Source organism: Lysinibacillus phoenicis (assembly GCF_047238325.1).
Classification (GTDB): domain Bacteria; phylum Bacillota; class Bacilli; order Bacillales_A; family Planococcaceae; genus Lysinibacillus; species Lysinibacillus irui.
In genome coordinates this window covers 3297388-3316392 of record NZ_JBDFMP010000002.1, presented here as the reverse complement: position 1 = coordinate 3316392, position 19005 = coordinate 3297388, and the positions used below count along the sequence as shown (strand labels likewise).

11 protein-coding genes are annotated in these 19005 nt (G+C 37.1%); 5 read left to right on the top strand and 6 right to left on the bottom strand.

What is annotated here, in order from left to right:
• The first annotated feature begins 2 nt into the window (after positions 1–2).
• Positions 3–5093: a DUF4132 domain-containing protein gene (locus ABC382_RS18045; protein ID WP_322611891.1), complete on the top strand. Its 5091-nt coding sequence runs from the start codon at positions 3–5 to the stop codon at positions 5091–5093.
• Positions 5094–5139: 46 nt separating this feature from the next.
• Here ABC382_RS18045 and ABC382_RS18040 read toward each other — a convergent pair whose 3' ends face one another.
• Positions 5140–5871 (bottom strand): hypothetical protein, encoded by a 732-nt coding sequence (locus ABC382_RS18040; RefSeq protein WP_312507136.1) that lies wholly within the window; start codon positions 5869–5871, stop codon positions 5140–5142.
• Entirely contained in the window at positions 5864–7201 is a 1338-nt protein-coding gene (locus tag ABC382_RS18035) for an AAA family ATPase (RefSeq protein ID WP_312507135.1), read from the bottom strand. Before ABC382_RS18035 ends, ABC382_RS18040 begins: the two co-directional genes overlap by 8 nt.
• Before the next feature lie 149 nt (positions 7202–7350).
• On the opposite strand from ABC382_RS18035, the gene ABC382_RS18030 reads away from it, so the two are divergent.
• The 4 genes from ABC382_RS18030 to ABC382_RS18015 all read left to right on the top strand — a co-directional run bounded on the left by ABC382_RS18030 (position 7351) and on the right by ABC382_RS18015 (position 14033).
• Positions 7351–7797, top strand: coding sequence for a hypothetical protein (locus tag ABC382_RS18030; protein WP_274794655.1), 447 nt, complete (start codon positions 7351–7353; stop codon positions 7795–7797).
• 535 nt (positions 7798–8332) lie between these two features.
• Complete coding sequence (locus ABC382_RS18025; RefSeq protein ID WP_274794656.1) at positions 8333–10081, top strand: methyl-accepting chemotaxis protein; 1749 nt, start codon at positions 8333–8335, stop codon at positions 10079–10081.
• 131 nt (positions 10082–10212) lie between these two features.
• Positions 10213–13380 (top strand): non-ribosomal peptide synthetase family protein, encoded by a 3168-nt coding sequence (locus ABC382_RS18020; RefSeq protein ID WP_322611892.1) that lies wholly within the window; start codon positions 10213–10215, stop codon positions 13378–13380.
• Complete coding sequence (locus ABC382_RS18015; protein ID WP_322611893.1) at positions 13377–14033, top strand: 4'-phosphopantetheinyl transferase family protein; 657 nt, start codon at positions 13377–13379, stop codon at positions 14031–14033. Before ABC382_RS18020 ends, ABC382_RS18015 begins: the two co-directional genes overlap by 4 nt.
• Before the next feature lie 57 nt (positions 14034–14090).
• Here the strand turns inward: ABC382_RS18015 and ABC382_RS18010 are convergent, their stop codons facing one another.
• From ABC382_RS18010 to groL, 4 genes are all read right to left on the bottom strand, one after another.
• Positions 14091–15101 carry an ABC transporter substrate-binding protein gene (locus ABC382_RS18010; RefSeq protein WP_322611894.1) on the bottom strand — a complete coding sequence of 337 codons (1011 nt, stop codon included), beginning with the start codon at positions 15099–15101 and terminating at the stop codon, positions 14091–14093.
• 10 nt (positions 15102–15111) lie between these two features.
• A complete protein-coding gene (locus ABC382_RS18005; RefSeq protein ID WP_312507132.1) occupies positions 15112–15873 on the bottom strand; it encodes an ABC transporter ATP-binding protein in 762 nt (253 codons plus the stop codon).
• A 4-nt stretch (positions 15874–15877) separates the two neighbouring features.
• Positions 15878–16927 (bottom strand): FecCD family ABC transporter permease, encoded by a 1050-nt coding sequence (locus tag ABC382_RS18000; protein WP_409264037.1) that lies wholly within the window; start codon positions 16925–16927, stop codon positions 15878–15880.
• Between the two features lie 367 nt (positions 16928–17294).
• Positions 17295–18926: a chaperonin GroEL gene (gene groL / locus ABC382_RS17995; protein ID WP_322606721.1), complete on the bottom strand. Its 1632-nt coding sequence runs from the start codon at positions 18924–18926 to the stop codon at positions 17295–17297.
• Between the last annotated feature and the right edge of the window lie 79 nt (positions 18927–19005).

The window sequence follows — 19005 nt, the reverse complement described above, 5'->3', positions numbered from 1 at the left end:
CCATGACACTTTCACATGAACAAAAAATGCATTTTCAAAATTTAATCGATTCCGCACCTGCCAGTTTACAGCCACTAGCAGCAGCATTACTAAAGTATATGGATAATAGAGATTATGACATTGAACAGCTTATCGCTACTCAGCAAAATCATACACTTGAAGAGCTATTTAGTGGACCTTTTTTTGAGGTGCTTTCGCTATTATCTTCACCGGAACGTGCACTGAAAATGAAGCAATTAGCTTTACGTTTTGATACTACGATGTTCCAAACTGGTATTTTACGTCGATCTTTCCGTTCTGCTCAACCAGTCCAAGATCATCTTTTTCAATGTTTACAATTAATAGAAGAAATGCTGACATTCGAGGAAATAAGTCTACAGGAGTTATTGGCAAACCATAGTCAATATGAGCATGGTTCCTATCCGAACTATAGCTCCTATGTCTTGAAAAATGACAATGTAAAAGTAATGGGCTTTCTTGTATTTGAGCAATTGCTTGCTGAAGAACTGTCATTAAATAATCCTTTGATTGAAGAGGCAGTCGAGAGTATTTTATTCGATGAGCATCATAGTACCTTTTTTGGCCATCCATTAATCCGTGGCATTTTCAAATCAAGCAATTGTCGTATGCATGAAGCAGTCGGTAAATTATTAGTAGCAGCTGCGCGTCAGGAAGGGCTACGACAAGTGATTGTGGAAAACATAGATCACGGAAACTTGGAAGCACAAGTAGCGATGATGAAACTTATTCAGGAACATCAATTAACTCGTTTCTCCTCAGTAATACGAGCAATCGATACATGGATGGGTCTTGGCTATAATAGCTTTGAAAATCAAAAAATAACAGAGGAAGTTTTGGCCTTAGCCATCCAAGCAATGGAAGAGGACAATTTCGTCGAGCAACTACTAAAAAGTGAACGAACAATCGATATTTATGTCGGGCTATGGGCCATCTCCACAAAGGATTATACAAAGCTAGATAGTATACTAACAGAACTTTTAAAACGCGATAAACATATCCAACTGACAACACTTGCATTCTTGAAAAACTTATCTAAAATCTCCTTTACTGCACCGTATGTTAAGGATTTAATGTTAACAACAAAGGATATTGAGTTATTTGCCTTTGCATGGGGTAATTTCCTTTATGCCAACCATTATATTAATAGCGAGTATGCAAGCGATAATGAATGGGATCAAATCCTTCAAGACTTTATGAATGAAAATACTCAACTACAAGGCATTGAATATCCCTTATTTGAGCAACTTGAATGGGCTAAAAATGAGATCACGAGAGATGGACTAACTATTACAGGTAAACCTTTATCCTTTGTGCAAGTCCATCTGTCCTTAGAGGATTTAATTTCAACACAAATTATTTTAGCCTATCATATCCAAGACGAGGCATTATTCCAGCGAATTATTGCACAAGCAGATTCGTACTCGCCATCAAGTAGAATTGGCTTACTGAATATTTATTGCCTTGACCCTATCACACTAGGTCAACGTGAATTTTTATTTAACTCTTTACGAGATCGAAGCTCCATCAATCGTTCCCTTGCGTTAAAGAAAATACATGCTTTAACACCAACTGAAGATGAAATTATCAGAATCGAAGATCTTTTAGCTAATAAATCAGGGGCTCTTCGCAAAGAGGCTATCTCTCTCTTGAAAGTTCAGCCACAGGACCATTTACTGCAAAGTGCTGAAAGACTAATAAAAGACAGCAAACAATTGAAAAGACTTGGAGGACTTGAATTATTATTAGAAGCCTCTAAGGAATATGACTTAGCAAGCGAACAAATTAGCGCTTTATGCACCTTATTACCAAAAGTAACCAAAAACGAACAAGTGCTATTAGAACAATTAATTACAAAGAATGTACCGGAGTATAACGAGAGCAATGGTTTTGGCTTATATACACCCCATCATCCTATTCAATACGATCGTATTACCGATGGTGCTATTCAGATGAGTGATGAAGAACCTTGGCAGCAGCTAGTTCCTTTCTATGTACAGACACCTAAACCATTTGAAAAGTTCTTACAATATGATATTGAAAACTTATTAACAAAGCTTGAAGAACTTATTGAAATACTTGATGATTACGCTGAATTGGAGTATGAAACATACCAATGGAATGACACGCCAATTGCTACTACATTAGGTCAAAGATATAGTGTCCTAGCATCTAAAACAGATAATAAACGACATGCTAGTCTTGATGTTTACCCTATTCCTGAGAACATTGTTCAATGGATAAAGACATCTATGTTTAGTAAAGAAGACTTAGCCTATTTTAATTTTTACAATGGTCTATCAGTATATCCTGCTGCTCGTGATCTTTCCAATGCAGCTCAAACTCTTATCAAACCTTTCTTCGATTATAAAGAAATCAAAAAACGTGTTGCACAATTTAATTCCTTGAAATATAACTATACACTGCAACAAATTTTTTCAGTTTTGTCACAGGACATTGACACTATTTCAGGAGAGATGGCGCTGCATAAGGAAGCACTCGCATTGCTAGAAAAGCATGCACCTGAATTTAACAGCTTTGAGCAGGCAATAGGTATCATGCTACAGCTATTCAACGAAATTCCTGCAGATCAGTGGCAACTTGATGTTAGAGATAAAGGTTATTATTACTATCGTTCTACATCAACCATTATTGATTTAGATGTTATAGAAGTATTTGTTGATCGATGTTGGTCTGATTACTCAACGTATGGCGAATTTGTCAAAATGTTAGCTATCAATGAAGAGCTAACAAAACGCATGAACAAAGAGAGCTATAGCCCAAATTTATACAATTTATCTATATTCCAATATTTAGAAGCTATGAAGACTGGCTTGTTAACTCGCGACCATTTATTCGAAGCAATCTTTACCAACACGCTCGCATCAGAAATTTTCAATGAACCAACTAAATTACTTGAACGTTATCAACCGTTATTTGAAGACTTAAACGATTTCCTTGCCATTCGTGAACAAGCAATCGATCGTATTTTAGCCATTGAGCTCAAACGTGGTGATACACCTACTGCTGTTACAAAGCTAGCGAGTAGTATTTCGTATTTTGAAGGAATCGATTATTTCTTCAAAATTCTCCAGGCCTTAGATGGAGAAAAACTTGCACGAGGCTATATTTGGCAAGCCGAAACAAAAAAGGATGTATTCTCGCGATTGTTAACTAGCTGCTACCCTAAAAAAGAAGAAACAGCACAGCAATTAAAAGAAGCATGGGAAAAAACAGAAATTTCTATAGAACGTTTAATTGAAGCCATGATGTATAACCAGCATTGGATTGACCTGGTTAGTGAAGTAATTGGTTGGAAAGGACTAAAGGAATCAGCTTGGTATTTTATCGCGCATACAACCGATTCTTTATCGGACTTTGCTAAAGATCAGATTGCCCTCTTCTCCAGCATAACAGCTGAAGATTTTCGTGATGGTGCATTCGATTTAGCCTGGTTCCAAAGTGCCTACCAAACACTCGGTGCAAAAAATTTCAAACTTGTCTATGATGCAGCAAAATATGCTTCAGAAGGAGCTAATCATCGTAGGGCACAGCTTTATGCAGATACTGCCATTGGTAAGCTTAGTCCAAAACCATTAATGCAAGAAATCCAAGACAAGCGTAATAAAGATAAACTACGCGCATTAGGCCTTATCCCACTAAAAAAATCAGATGATAAAGATGCCTTAACACGCTACCAATTTATTCAACAGTTTTTAAAGGAAAGTAAGCAATTTGGCGCTCAACGTCGCGCAAGTGAGGCACGGGCTGCAAGTATAGCAATGGAAAATTTAGCACGTAATGCAGGTGATGGAGAAGCTACTCGCTTCACATGGCGTATGGAGTTATCAGCCTTTGACGATATCAAGCATTTATTTAAAGCACAACAGATTGAGCAAATAACAGCTCATTTGCAAATTGAAGAAGATGCATCTGTTAGCATTATCGTTGAAAAAGATGGCAAACGTCTAAAAAGCATTCCTGCTGCATTAAAGAAGCATGCCGACATTGTAACCTTGCAAGAAGCTCGAAAAAGTTTACAAGAGCAGTATAAACGGGCAAGGCCAGCACTTGAGCAAGCAATGGAATTAGAAACAGTATTTTCAGCTAAGGAGCTCATCAATTTATTAGCCCATCCAATACTGGCTCCATTATTACAAAAGCTAATCTTTATCAGTGATGAGCATGTTGGAATGCTTACAGCTGACGGTTTACATTTAGTATCGAATGATACGATATCGCTTGCCCCAACATCTACTATCAAGATTGCTCACCCACATCATCTTCTTGAAAGTGGTCAATGGAGACAGTGGCAAGCTTATATGTTCGAACACAAAATACAACAACCATTTAAGCAAGTGTTCCGTGAGTTGTACCTTATCAATGCAGATGAAAAAGCACAAAAACAATCATTGCGTTATGCTGGACATCAAGTAAATCCATCCCAAACTGTAGCCTTGTTGAAAACAAGAGGCTGGCAAATTAGTTATGAAACAGGGCCAAGAAAAGTTTATTACAAGGAAAATATTGTAGCATCCTTGTATGCTCAAGCAGATTGGTTTACCCCAGCAGAAATTGAAGCCCCTGCAATTGAAGGGATATATTTCTATGATCGTTTAACTGGTAAAGATATCGTCTTAGATGACATTCCTGCAACGATATTCTCGGAAATCATGCGGGATCTTGACCTCGTTGTTAGCGTCGCTCATGTTGGTGGTGTAGACCCAGAAGCTAGCCATTCTACCGTTGAAATGCGCAGTATCATCGTAGAAGAATTGGCCAAATTATTAAAGCTAAACAACGTGGAAGTGAAAAAACAGCATGCCCTAATCGAAGGTAAACTAGCAAGCTATTCCTTGCATTTAGGTAGTGGCGTGGTACATCAAATAGGTGGATCAATGATACCGATAATTGCAGTACCATCGCAACATCGTGGTCGAATCTTCTTACCAATGGTGGATGACGATCCACGCACAGCTGAAATTATGTCAAAACTATTACTGTTAAGTGAAGATACAAAAATTAAAGATCCTGCCATACTAGCTCATATTCGGAGCTATGAACAAATGCTTTAACAAACATTAATTAAAACAGGTGACGATCTATATCAGTCACCTGTTTTTATTGTCCATTCGTTTTAATCATTTCAAATAGTAACGGTACATTCGTCCCTCGTTGTAATGAATGGCAGCCTTCCATCAAAAATGACCAACTTTTTTTTATTTTTTCCCTATAAGGAAGCTCTGCACTAACTGGGAGGTAAGCACCTAAATAGTCCTCAATTGTGCCAGACAGATTGTCGATAAACTCGTCTGCTTTTTGTATTTTTTCTGTTGGAATTTCATTGCGTTCATCCCATAGGACATGCTCTAAATTCGTAGAAAAATAAAATAATTGATAAGGTACTTTCATTCGATTAATGCTAAAGTGGTCATTGGCTATTAAAATTTTAGCATTCTTTGCTTTCATATCATTGCGTTGTTCAATTTGCTCTTTACGCTTTGCCGTTTTTACTAAAATAGCGTCCTCCGTATAAAACAGACTGTGCTCAATATTCTCATCCACTTTGACACATTCTGGTGCAATAAAGCAGCCATCTGCATCTGTAATATGAACGACAGCAGTTAAGTCATTTGCTAAAAACTTATATTTTTCAAGATAGCTCTGAATCACCCTTACAACACTGTTTTTAATATTCGGTATACGTTTATGAGCATCCCACTTTGTCAAAATATCTTCGCGTTGCACATCAAAACGTATGGTTGAATTAGCAAAATGAGCATCTAAATAATCCTCTAAAATGATTTGCTCTGTCTGTCCTTCCACAATGATCAACAATACCTTTTTAGTCATGCTGAACCCCCGCTTTACGAAAGGCACGTTTTATTTTAAATGTTTTAGTTTCTTTATAAACCTCTTCATCCTGTCCGCCAAGTTGGATAGCACGCAGATAGACGTCTCTAGCATTATTCACTTCTTTAATACCTTTAAGCTGGATATAGCGGTGATGTTCATTTGTCGTTGTGAACCATAAATTTTTAATAGCTAACACCTCTAACACACGTAGATTATGGGATGTAAAAATAAGTTGTCCTTTTCCACCCTCATCTATCACTGTTAACAACTCACCCAACAAATATTCAAAAACACCTGAATCTAACTCATCAATAACGACACAAGCATTCGGATTATTGTATACGGCAATCAAGACACTAAGAACAGAAATGATCTTTAATATCCCCTCTGATTCTGTTCGTAGTGGTAATTCCCGTTCCCCGCGCTGTGATAAAAACTCAAACCGTATTCCCGGCTCTCCATTATCCATCATTTGTTTTGTAATCACATTAATTTTAATGGTCAGTCCAGGAATAATAGCTGTTAAAACACGATTACTTTGCTCAATTACTTCACACAAGGCATAGAATGCATCCTCTGGCAATATAGCTGGTCCATTTAAATCATAAGGAATTAGACCCCTCGTTTTCTCTAAATGTATACTAAATGGCATGATACGTTCTTCAAATAATGGTGCAATATTATGATTATTAACAACATGTAAATCTCTACTAAAATCAACAGCAATATTTTGCATGAGCTCCATTTCTTGCTCTGAAAGTCGTTCCTGTAATAAAGGCTTTAAATCTTTATGGAATAAAAAAGACGTATAACGCTTTCTTGCTATCTGTTGAATAACGAGTAACTGAATACGTGCCTGTTCACTCAAATCTGTTAGTCTTAATTTACGGATTTGTACATCCTTCTCTTTCGCAGCAAATAAAACTTTTGAACGCTTCCCTTTAGCATTTTCTCGATAAGAGAGTCGTTCCAGCGTCGTATATAGTCGATGCTGATCCTCCTGTAGCTCTACATAATAATCCACAAAAAAAGTACCGTATTGGTTTTCAACTAAAAACTCAACATGAATGCTGGCTGTATGCTCCCCTGCTAAAATGAGTCGCTTCTCTTGTGAAGGTAACTTCCCTTCAGTAAACCAACCTGATAACAGTGTTTTCAATATACCGAATGCATCCACAATGGTTGTCTTTCCTGAGCCATTTTGTCCATAAAGCCCTACAACAGTTGCTTGAAAAAATGTCTCAAAATTTACTGCGAGTTTAATTTCCCCATGTCGTACATTACGAAGATTTTGTATGTTCATTTTTTTTATTTTAATGATTGCCATTTGCTAAACATCCTTTTAGCTTTTTTCCCTATTATAATGAAAATTGTTATATTTTATAACAAATTTGATTTAAACAACTTCTGGCCAAAAGCCTATAATAAAAATCGCTCTAGGCATATGTTAGAAAAAATGAAGAAAGGTGTGTTTAATTGGTTTATCCTAGATTAGCTCCAGAAGATTTCAACAGTCAATTTCGCCCTGGTATGAAAATATGGGTGACTCTCCCTACAGGCACTTACTCTGGTACATTAATTCGAACATTTGGAACTGGAGGAAGAACTGCAGAAATCCAACTTGATAATGGTCAAATAGTGACTGTTGATGTTAGTCAAATAACTGCAGCAGGTACAGGAACACCACCTGGAGGCTCCTACCCTCCACCATACCCTTATCCATACCCATCACCTTATCCACCACAACCTTACCCACCACGTCCGTATCCACAGCCATACCCATCACAACCTTATCCACCAATGCCATATCCACCGCAACCATATCCGCCACGTCCTGGGGGCCAATATCCTGGTTTTCCACCACCATTAATACCAGGACTTCCGAATATACTACCAGGTAACTTTGGTAATCCACGACCATAATAACAACTAGAAAGGCTATTTCTTTGTTTGCTGAATAAAGAAATAGCCTTTTTTCATTTTATCCCGATAATAAAAAAATATGGAAAACTATAATATTTCCAAGCACAAGCAATAATCAAATAAGTACAAAAGACCTATAACGAAATTAAAAAAAGGGATTACAGCCAATGTTTTTTATTCAAGTGAAATTGGCTCAGTTTTGAGCATACTTCTTTTTTGTACTAGAAATCACCCTACTTTTCGTAAAAATACATCCTACGATATGAAATAAATAGACAATTGAACTAAAAATTTATATTTATCTTTATTAAACCAACCTTTAAATAGGAAGTTTTCTGGGTTGTGAATCAATTTTTTTGGCAGTATAGTAGTTTAATGTTGGGGGATAAATAGATTATTTTGCATTTATACATATTTTGAGCGTACTTTAGCTTCTACGAATAACATCAGGCTCTAAGTATACAACACATTTACTGAATTATCCATTTATAGTTTTTGCATGAAATATTTGTTATACCATACTAGGAGGAAAAACATGAAAAAACGCAAGAAGCAACATATGTCCATAAGTAAAAAATTAACTGCGATAATGGTAAGTATTTTATTATTATTTGGATTAGTTACTTTAGGTCTTTCTTATTATATAGTACGAAACAGTAATTTAACAGACATGGATCAATCACTATCTGACAAAGGCATGATATTAGCAAAAACCATTGATATCGATACATTACGATCCATATTAGATAATCCATCAAAAAATAACTCTGATGCCCTTCGTTTAACAAGTGAAATGGATGCGATCAATGAAAACTCTGATAGTATTACCAATCTATATTTAATTACAGTTAATGGGGAGAATATTAATGCTCCTGTTCTTTCATCTAGTATATTGGAATTAGGAGCTGAGTATAATCAAGATATGATTGCCATGGGGCTATCTCCAGATTTCCTAGCAAGAATCAAAGAAATTTTTAATACAAAAAAAGCAACGGCTACTGACATTTATAGCGATGAATTTGGTAGTTACAAAACTGGTCTTACACCTATATTAGATGAGGATGGTAACATTTTAGCTGCTTATGCCATTGACTATGATGTATCCAGGGTAACTGCAAAAGCAATGTCTGAAGCACTCTGGACATTATTAGTAACTGTTATTTTCTTAATTGGTTCATCCATTGCTGTATACAGTCTTTTAAGAAAAAAATTAACACCTATTCAACAACTGTCCCTACAGTCTAAAAAAGTAGCAGAAGGTAATTTAGAGCTTGACCCACTACCAGTTACATCAGCGGATGAAATCGGAACACTTACACAAAACTTTAACTCTATGATTGAAACTTTAAAGAATGTTATTAAAAGCACAACAAATGTTTCTGCACGTGTTTCAAACACTGCTAATGTATTATCTGCCAATATGCAGGAAGCAACTGATTCTTACAATAATGTAGCTTCTTCTATGCAAGAAATTGCAAGTGGTGCTGACCTCCAAGTTCAAAAGGCAAAAGAAAGTACGATTACAATTGAAGAAATGAGTATAGGAATTCAACGTATTGCAATGACTTCCAACGAAATTTCGGAGTCCTCGATCTTAGCATCAGAGGAAGCTGAAAGAGGCAATGAATCGACAAATAAATCCGTCTCACAAATGAATGCTATTAGTAAAGCGGTTAATCAGTCTGCTGCTTCTGTCAAATTGCTTGGTGAGCATTCTAATAAGATCGAAGAAATTGTTGGGATTATTACAGGTATTGCTTCTCAGACCAATTTACTTGCATTGAATGCAGCTATTGAAGCAGCACGTGCTGGAGAAGCTGGTAGCGGCTTTGCAGTGGTAGCAGACGAAGTCCGTAAGCTTGCCGAACAATCTGAGGCATCTGCAAGAGAGATTTCTACCCTTATTTCTCATATCCAGCACGATACAAATGAATCGGTCAACATCATGATTCATGCTGTGGAAGAAGTAGATCATGGAATTGTCATGATCAATGATTCAGAAAAATCATTTAGTCAAATATTAACTTCCATTCATCATGTGACAGGTCAAATTCAAGAACTCTCTGCCACAATTGAGGAAATGGCAGCTGGTATGGAAGAAGTGACGTCCGCTGTAAAAGATATGGAAGAGTTCTCAATCAATTCTAAAGATAATACAAGAGCTGTAGCAGCAACGTCTGCTTCTCAGCTGAACACGGTACAGCGAGTTTCTGAAGAAGCTCAAGTCTTATCCGAGTTATCTGACGAATTATTAAATGTTGTTCATACTTTTGTAGTGAAATAAAAAACGAAAGGGCTGCTCTTATAAGGAGGTTGATGTCCATTAGCTCCCGCAGAGAATTCATTCTGTGGAACTAATACATCAAACACTCCTTCATAAGTGTCTGCCCTTTTCTAAAATAGGAGTTGTCATAATTGAATACTAAACATAATTTTGATGTACACCCATCGCATAATCATACGTACTCTTTTGAGCCACAAAGTTTTCCATCCGATCGTATTCAACTTTTAAATGAAGAAGATTTACGAGCATACAAAAAATTGAATCAAACAATAGCTGACTACGATAAAGATGCAACAATACCTGACGTATTTTATCAGGCTGCACAACAGTTTGCTGAACGAATTGCATTATCATATGAGGGTGGCAAATTGACATACCGTCAGCTAAATGAACAATCCAACCAAGTCGCTCATATGTTAGTTGCAAACGGTCTTCAAAAAGGAAATCATGTGGCAATTTTTATGGAGCGTAGTAAAGAAACTGTCATTAGCTTACTCGGTGTCCTAAAAGCAGGTGGAGTGTATGTTCCTATAGATCCAAGCTATCCAAAAGAACGTTGTCAATATCTATTAAACGATACAGGTGCTCCATATATCTTAACGAAAAGCGAATATAGAGCTTTATTGAACGATTTCATACATAGTGATTCTCAAAAACATACCGTGTTAACTGTAAGCCAATCAGAGAACGGCTATTCACAGGAAAATATTCATTGTGAATTACATCCATCTGATTTAGCTTATATCATTTATACATCTGGCTCAACAGGCAAACCAAAAGGTGTTTTGCTTAAGCATGGAGCTGTTATTAATTTAATTACAGATAATCAAAGAATCTACCATTCAACGGAAGATGATGTTTTTTCTCAATTTATCTCTTATAGTTTTGACCCTTCTGTCACAGAAACTTTTACTGCTTTCTTTTCAGGAGCAAGACTTCATATGCTAACAAGTGTAGAGCGTCTATCGATTGAAGCTTTTGCTGAAATGATTAGTCGTGAGCAAGTAACAACTGCCACTATACCAAATGCTTTCTTTACACAACTAGCGACACATTTACCTAAAGAATACCGAACAAAGCTAACTACTCTAAATTATTTATCTGTTGGTGGGGAAGCCCTACTGCCTGCTATTGTTCAAAAATGGCAGGAAAAATTCGGGCTATCTACAGAGATTATTAATGTGTATGGGCCAACTGAATGTACAGTACTGTCTTCCTATTTTAAAGTAAAGAGTCAGATAACAGACATGCAATCTAGCATCCCTATTGGTAGACCTGTCGCTAATTATGAGATGTATGTTGTAAATGCAGAGGAACAGCTTTGCCCTGTTCATGTAACAGGAGAGTTATGTATTGCAGGTGTTGGTTTAGCAGCAGGTTATTTACATCAGCCTGAGAAAACGGCTGAGGTCTTTGTTCCACATCTATTGAAACCAAACAAAAAAATGTATCGAACAGGTGATTTAGTTCGCCTATTGCCTAGCGGTAATATCGAATTTGTCGGACGTAAGGATTCACAAATCAAAGTAAGGGGCTTCCGTATTGAGCTTGGAGAAATTGAAACCGTATTAAGTAATCATCCAAGCATTCAAGAAGTCGTCATTATTGCAAAGAAAATGTCTGATGGTAATAATCATTTATTTGCCTACTATACGGTAGCAAGTGGTATGCAGCTTGACGAAGATATGTTAAGAGATTACTTAGCGAATCTTTTACCTGATTACATGGTGCCTGAGCGTTTTATGGAATTACCTGAAATGCCTCTATCTCCTACAGGAAAAATTGATCGAAAACAATTAGCCTCACTGGAAGTAACCTTATCAAGAAGCACTACATATATTGCACCAGAAAATGATACACAGCGTATGCTAGCTGGCGCATGGGAGTATGTGCTAGGTATCGAACCAATAGGTATTCACGATAATTTCTTCCACATTGGGGGACATTCTTTAAAAGTATTGGAAATTCTTGTACAAGTGAAAAAGCATATACCATTCTTAAAAATCCAGGACTTTTTCCAGTATCAAACAATTGCGGAGCTCGATCAATATATTCGTAGCTATCAGCCTGAAGCTGTTGATGTTCAGGAAAATGCAGCTCCAATTATTTTCAAGGATCTTATGGAACCAAGCCCGTTAGAAGTCTCACAAACTGCGAAACCATTGCCAATGACTTCCGTATTATTAACAGGGGCCACAGGTTATTTAGGTAGCCATGTATTATACGAGCTGTTAACTACAACTGCTGCACATATTTATTGTCTTATTCGACCAAGTGCTCATGTAACAATTGAAGAAAAGCTAATAGACAGTATGCAATTTTATTTTGGCAGTGCTTTTGCTGATCAGATAAAAGGCCGTATTACTGTTATCCAAGGCGACTTAGGAAAGCAACGCCTTCAATTATCTGATGCCGATGAACAAAAGATAATGGAAGAAATCACTACCATCATTCACTGTGGTGCAGATGTACGTCATTTCGGTGCGACTGACCACTTTAATAATGTGAATGTTAACGGTACTCGCTATTTGCTGGAAATAGCCAAAAAGAAACCAGGTGTACATTTCCATTACGTATCAACAATTGGTATTCCAGAGGAGTTAGCTGCCCTTCAATGGGGACCAAATGAAGAAAAAGGGAATTTTAATTACGACGTGAAATTGGATAATGTTTATACACAAAGTAAGCTAGAGGCAGAAAATCTTGTTCGAAATGCGGTTCAAGATGCAATTCCTGTTTCCATCTATCGTGTAGGTAATTTAAGCTGTCATTCTGAAACGGGAAAATTCCAACGTAATATCGATGATAACGCCTTTTACCGTTTGATTAAATCAATGCTTTATTTAGGTAAGACACCTACGGCACAATGGCATGTTGACTTTACCCCAATTAATTATGCAAGTCAGGCCCTCGTTTCTCTGGCAGCACAATCAGCGGTGAATGGTCATGTCTTCCACTTATGTAACCCTGTGTCGATTACTTATTTAGAATTAATCGACACTATTAAGGAACTCGGTTATGACTTAACAATTGTGTCTACTCAGGAATATACAAATTGGTTATTAAATGGTGAGCATTCGAAAGATGTACAGGAATTTTTATCATTAGCTATTGCACAGCTTGAAGGTGATGGAGCAAGTGACTCACCGTTTATCTTCAATTGCAAAAAAACTCTAGAATTTTTAGCTAATACGAAAATTGAATGTGCAGTACCAAATACAGCTTTTATTCAAAGAATGCTTCAATACGGCATTGATACAGGCTACTTCCCTGAACCACAACAAGTCAACATAAGATGACCCAACAGGATATACAACTATTTGCCACGCCTCTAGGGCCTCAGTTAACACCATCAGAATGGGATACTTTCAGCAAAGTACTCCCTTCTGATGTGAAAAAAAAGCTTAATCAATACAAGCATTGGCAGGACCGTCAAAGAGCATTACTAGGTAAGACTCTCATCAGATGGGCTCTTCTTCCATTTTTAGATGATGCCTTATTACACACGGCACAGGATGAACATGGTCGCCCTTATATTGCAGGCCATCCCCATTGGCAAGGTGATTTTAATCTTTCTCATTCTGGTGATTGGATTGTGTTAGCCGTAACACCTAGTGGGCGAGTAGGCATCGACGTTGAAGAAATAAAGCCTGTGAGTAAAGAGCTCATGCACTATGCACTTTCCAAGGCAGAGCAACAATTAGTCTCTCATCAGTCTCACCATGTTTTTTATGAGCTTTGGACTTTAAAAGAAGCATTCTTTAAAACAGGCCTATTGCCGAGTCGTTCACCCCATTTGCTGGATACGGTTGATATTAAAAGAACAAGAAAAGACCTTTCAACACAGTTATTTTATCTCGATCCACTACACCCTGTATCTATATGCTGGAACAACGTATCCTCCACTATAAAAACCACAAAGTTAAATAGAGAGCAGCTTCTACAGAGATAACAAAAAAGCTATCCCATCATGTCCTTTATTCGACTCTCAGGGATAGCTCTTTCAATATTATTTAAATAAGTCAGGATACATTTCCTTAGCTAAGGCTTCCATTCCATCAATTGTGTTATAGCCATAACCGAACATATAATTATAATCTACAATGTACATTTGTTTATTTTTAATAGCCTTCATGCTTGAAAGTTTAGGATTAGCATAAATTTCTTCACGTACTTTTGTTAAATCAGAGCCATCCCAGTTAGGAAGAATTAATACATCTGGATCTGCTGCTATTAGTGTTTCGACACTTACATCACCTGTTTCATCTTTAAAAATATTCTCTAGCTTAACCATTTTGAATGCATCATTAAAGAATGTTTCATCGTGTGCTGGAAAGACAAAAAGCTCTTTTGGATCATTTGTATGCAAATAAGCAAATGTTTTCTCTTCTTTAATGCTTTCTAATTTTGAAGAAATATTTTGTTGTCTCCCTTTTAGTTCTTTAATAAAGCTATCCGCCTTATCTTGCACATTAAAAATTTCACCAATATTTTTGATATCATTGTAAATAGAATCATATGTACCACCTGTTACCGACGACTCTAAAACAAATGTTTTAATGCCCATTTCATTAAGTGAATCTACTGTACCTACTCCCCATTCAGCATTATCAAATAAGCCTCCGCGGCCAAATACTAAATCAGGGTCTGTTCCTAATGTAACCTCTTTGCCAACATATTCATCGCTTAAAATAGTCAGTTTAGCGTATTCCCCTTCCACAGATTTATCTACTGCACCAAAGTTTGCTCCAACACCAACAATTTTATCGCCCAATCCTAAATGTAATAATAATTCTGCAGCTGGACGTGTATTTGCCATAATTCTTTCAGGTGCTTTATCGAATACTTGATCTTTCTTTTCCCATGTTGATCCACCCTCTGTTTTTGAAAAGTTTTCAACTGTCAGCGGATAATGATCTTTAGCCTGTGTTTCCTCAGCTATATTTTTGGATGTGTTACCGCAAGCTGTTAATGTAAATAGCGCCGCTAGTCCGATTCCTATTAGTAGTTTTTTCTTCATCTTACTCCTCCTATAGTCCATAAGCAAAACCTAATCCATTCGTCACTGGATTCGTAAACGTTTTACACTTTATATGATATAAAGCTTCTATTGTTTCTGGTGTTAAAACATCCTCTGGTACGCCATGTGCATAAACTTCGCCATCTTTAACTGCATAAAGATAATCACAGTAATGTGCTGCCATCTCTAAATCATGGAGCGCCGCTAATACACCAATGTTTAAACTTTTCACGCAGGATAGTATTTCAATTTGATAGCGAATATCTAAATGGTTTGTCGGTTCATCTAAAATCATAAATTGAGGCTGCTGAGCAATTGTTCTGGCTAAAATAACACGTTGTTTTTCACCTCCAGATAATGAAAGAAAACTACGTCCCTTATATGCTTGTAAATTCGTGCGTGTTAATGCCTCTTCCACAATGTCAAAATCCTTTTGATTATCTGACTCTAGCATTTTTTTATGAGGTGTTCTGCCTAACATCACCATTTGCTGTACCGTTAAATCAAAGTGCATTTCATTGAATTGCCCAACAACACCCAAGTGCTGTGATATCTTTTTTTCGGGACTTTTCAAAACATCTAAATCATCTAAAAAGACCATTCCTTTTTGTGGCACAAGGCTTTTATAAATACTTTTTAATAAAGTTGACTTTCCACATCCATTTGGTCCGATTAAACCCACAAATTGCTGCTTATTCACGTGAATCGATATGTTTTTTACAATTTCCTTTTTGCCAATCTTTACTTCTATTTCTTTTGCTACTAATTCCATTGCTCTACCCTCCGAAGTTGTAACCTTTTTTTACAATCATATAGATAAATAATGGTGACCCAATGACAGAAGTAATGATGCCAATCGGTAATTCAACATTTTGGATTAATGTACGAGACAGAATATCTGCCCAAATCATGAAAAGGCCTCCTAAGAGTAATGTCCCTAACATTAATCGTTTATGATCTGCTCCGAAAATACCTCTCGTAATATGGGGAATAATTAAGCCGACGAAGCCAATCATACCTGCATAAGCGACCATTGTTCCTGTAATTAAAGAAGTTAGAATCATATATAATTTACGATAAACACTTAAATTGATACCTAATGTAATAGCTGATTCATCCCCAAGTAGCATCGTATTAAGCACTCGATGCTGGAACAGAAATAAGGTAGCCCCGAGTACAATCACAATGGTTAAAATCGGTGTTTTGTCCCAACTGGCAGAAGCTAAACTCCCCATCGACCAAAATGTAACTGTTTTAATGCCCTCAGCATTATTCGCAAAAAAGATGATAAGACTCGAAAATGAACTACATAAGGCACCGATGACAACACCTGATAAAACGAGTTTTACCGATGTGGCTTTACCCCCTATGCTAGATAAGATAAGCACAGCCATAGAAGTTATCATCGCCCCAGCAAACGCACCAAAGGCCACACCAAACTGCGCTAACAATGCACTACTACCAAATCCAACCAAAATGGCAAAAGTTGCTCCCAGCGAAGCGCCTGAAGAAATACCAAGTATGTATGGATCAGCCAGAGGATTTTGCACAACTGCCTGCATAACAGTCCCACATAATGCAAGTCCAATCCCAATCAATAAGGCAAAAATTACTCGTGGCATTCTGACTTGTAAAATAATATTCAAGTAGGATTCACTATCCACATTGTCAAACGAGCCTAGCCTTCCATTGGTTATAGCATGAAGCAAAATATCCATTGATTGCTTAAAAGGAATACTAACCTGTCCTATTGATACAGAATAAACTGCAGAGACTATAATGGAGCCGATTAAAAGTAAAATAATAACATAATAAATAGTACCCATCCCTATTCTGTTAGCTTCCTGTTTATCCAAAATTTCACCTCTATCTATAAAATTAATCATTATTGATAACGATTATCATTATTAATATGTATTGTAAGTGATAATCTATTGAAAAACAACAGGAAAATTATTTTCATAGTTTTCAACATCATTCTTAATCGGTTCAATAGCAACGCTATTATGCTAGTAAAAAACCAGTTCCCAACTGAAGCATTGAGAACTGGTTTTACATCATATTTTGAGATATAATTTCCCACGGAAGAAAAGCAAAAAAATAGAAGCTCCTCAAAAGTTTTCACAACTAATGAGAAGCCTCTACTAATTCACTATGTTTAGCCTTACATACCTAACGAAAGGGGTAAGGTTCTTACATCATTCCCGGCATACCGCCCATACCGCTCATATCTGGCATTGCTGGTGCTGCTTCAGGGATATCAGCAACAACTGCTTCTGTTGTTAAGAATAATGCTGCAACAGATGCTGCGTTTTGTAGCGCTGAGCGAGTTACTTTCGCTGGGTCTACTACGCCTGCCTCTACCATGTTTACCCATTCGCCAGTAGCTGCATTGAAACCAATGCCCACTTCTTCACGTTTTAGGCGATCCACGATGATAGAGCCCTCTAGACCAGCGTTATTAGCAATTTGGCGAACTGGTTCTTCTAAAGCACGTAGAACAATTTTCACACCTGTAGCTACATCGCCTTCTACAGCTTCAGCTGCTTTTTCCACAGCACCATAGACGTTAAGAAGAGCTGTACCACCACCTGATACGATACCTTCTTCAACAGCAGCACGAGTAGAGTTAAGCGCATCTTCAATACGAAGTTTACGTTCTTTTAGCTCTGTTTCAGTTGCAGCACCAACTTTAATGACTGCTACACCACCTGCTAATTTTGCAAGACGTTCTTGTAATTTTTCTTTATCGAATTCTGAAGTTGTTTCAGCAAGTTGTGAACGGATTTGAGTAATACGTGCTTCAATTGCGTCTGCACCGCCTACACCTTCAACAATTGTTGTGTTATCTTTTGTCACAACAACTTTTGCTGCACGACCAAGTGAAGAAATATCAGCTGATTTTAGGTCTAAGCCTAATTCTTCTGTAATCACTTGCCCACCAGTTAAGATAGCGATATCTTCTAGCATTGCTTTACGACGATCACCGAAGCCAGGTGCTTTTACTGCTACAGCATTAAATGTACCACGAAGCTTGTTCACTACAAGTGTTGCAAGAGCTTCACCTTCAACATCTTCAGCAATAATTAACAGTGGACGACCTTGTTGTACCACTTGTTCTAATAATGGTAATACTTCTTGGATGTTTGTGATTTTTTTATCAGTAATTAAAATGTATGGGTTATCAAGAACCGCTTCCATTTTATCTGTGTCTGTTACCATATAGTGTGAAGCATAGCCACGGTCAAATTGCATACCTTCTACTACATCTAATTCTGTTGTGAAGCCTTTAGACTCCTCGATTGTAATAACACCATCGTTACCAACTCGCTCCATTGCTTCAGCAATAAGTTGTCCAACTTCATCATCAGCAGCCGAAATAGCAGCGACTTGTGCAATTTCTTCTTTATTGCTTACAGGACGAGAAATCGCGTGTAATTCTGTAAGTGCAGCAGCAACTGCTTTATCAATACCTTTACGGATACCTACAGGATTTGCACCAGCTGTTACATTTTTCAAGCCTTCACGAATAATTGCTTGTGCTAATACTGTTGCTGTAGTTGTACCATCACCCGCAATTTCGTTTGTTTTAGAAGCAACTTCTGCTACTAATTTTGCTCCCATGTTTTCATATGGGTTTTCTAGCTCGATTTCTTTTGCAATTGTAACACCATCATTTGTAATTAGTGGTGAACCGAATTTTTTTTCTAATACAACATTACGTCCTTTTGGTCCTAATGTTACTTTCACTGCATTCGCTAATTTATCTACACCTTGTAACATTAATGAACGAGCGTCTTCTGAGAATTTAATATCTTTTGCCATGTGAATTTACCCTCCTGAAATGGAATATTCGTTAAGCTTCTTCAATATATTTATATCAATTTCACCTTATTGTCACTTA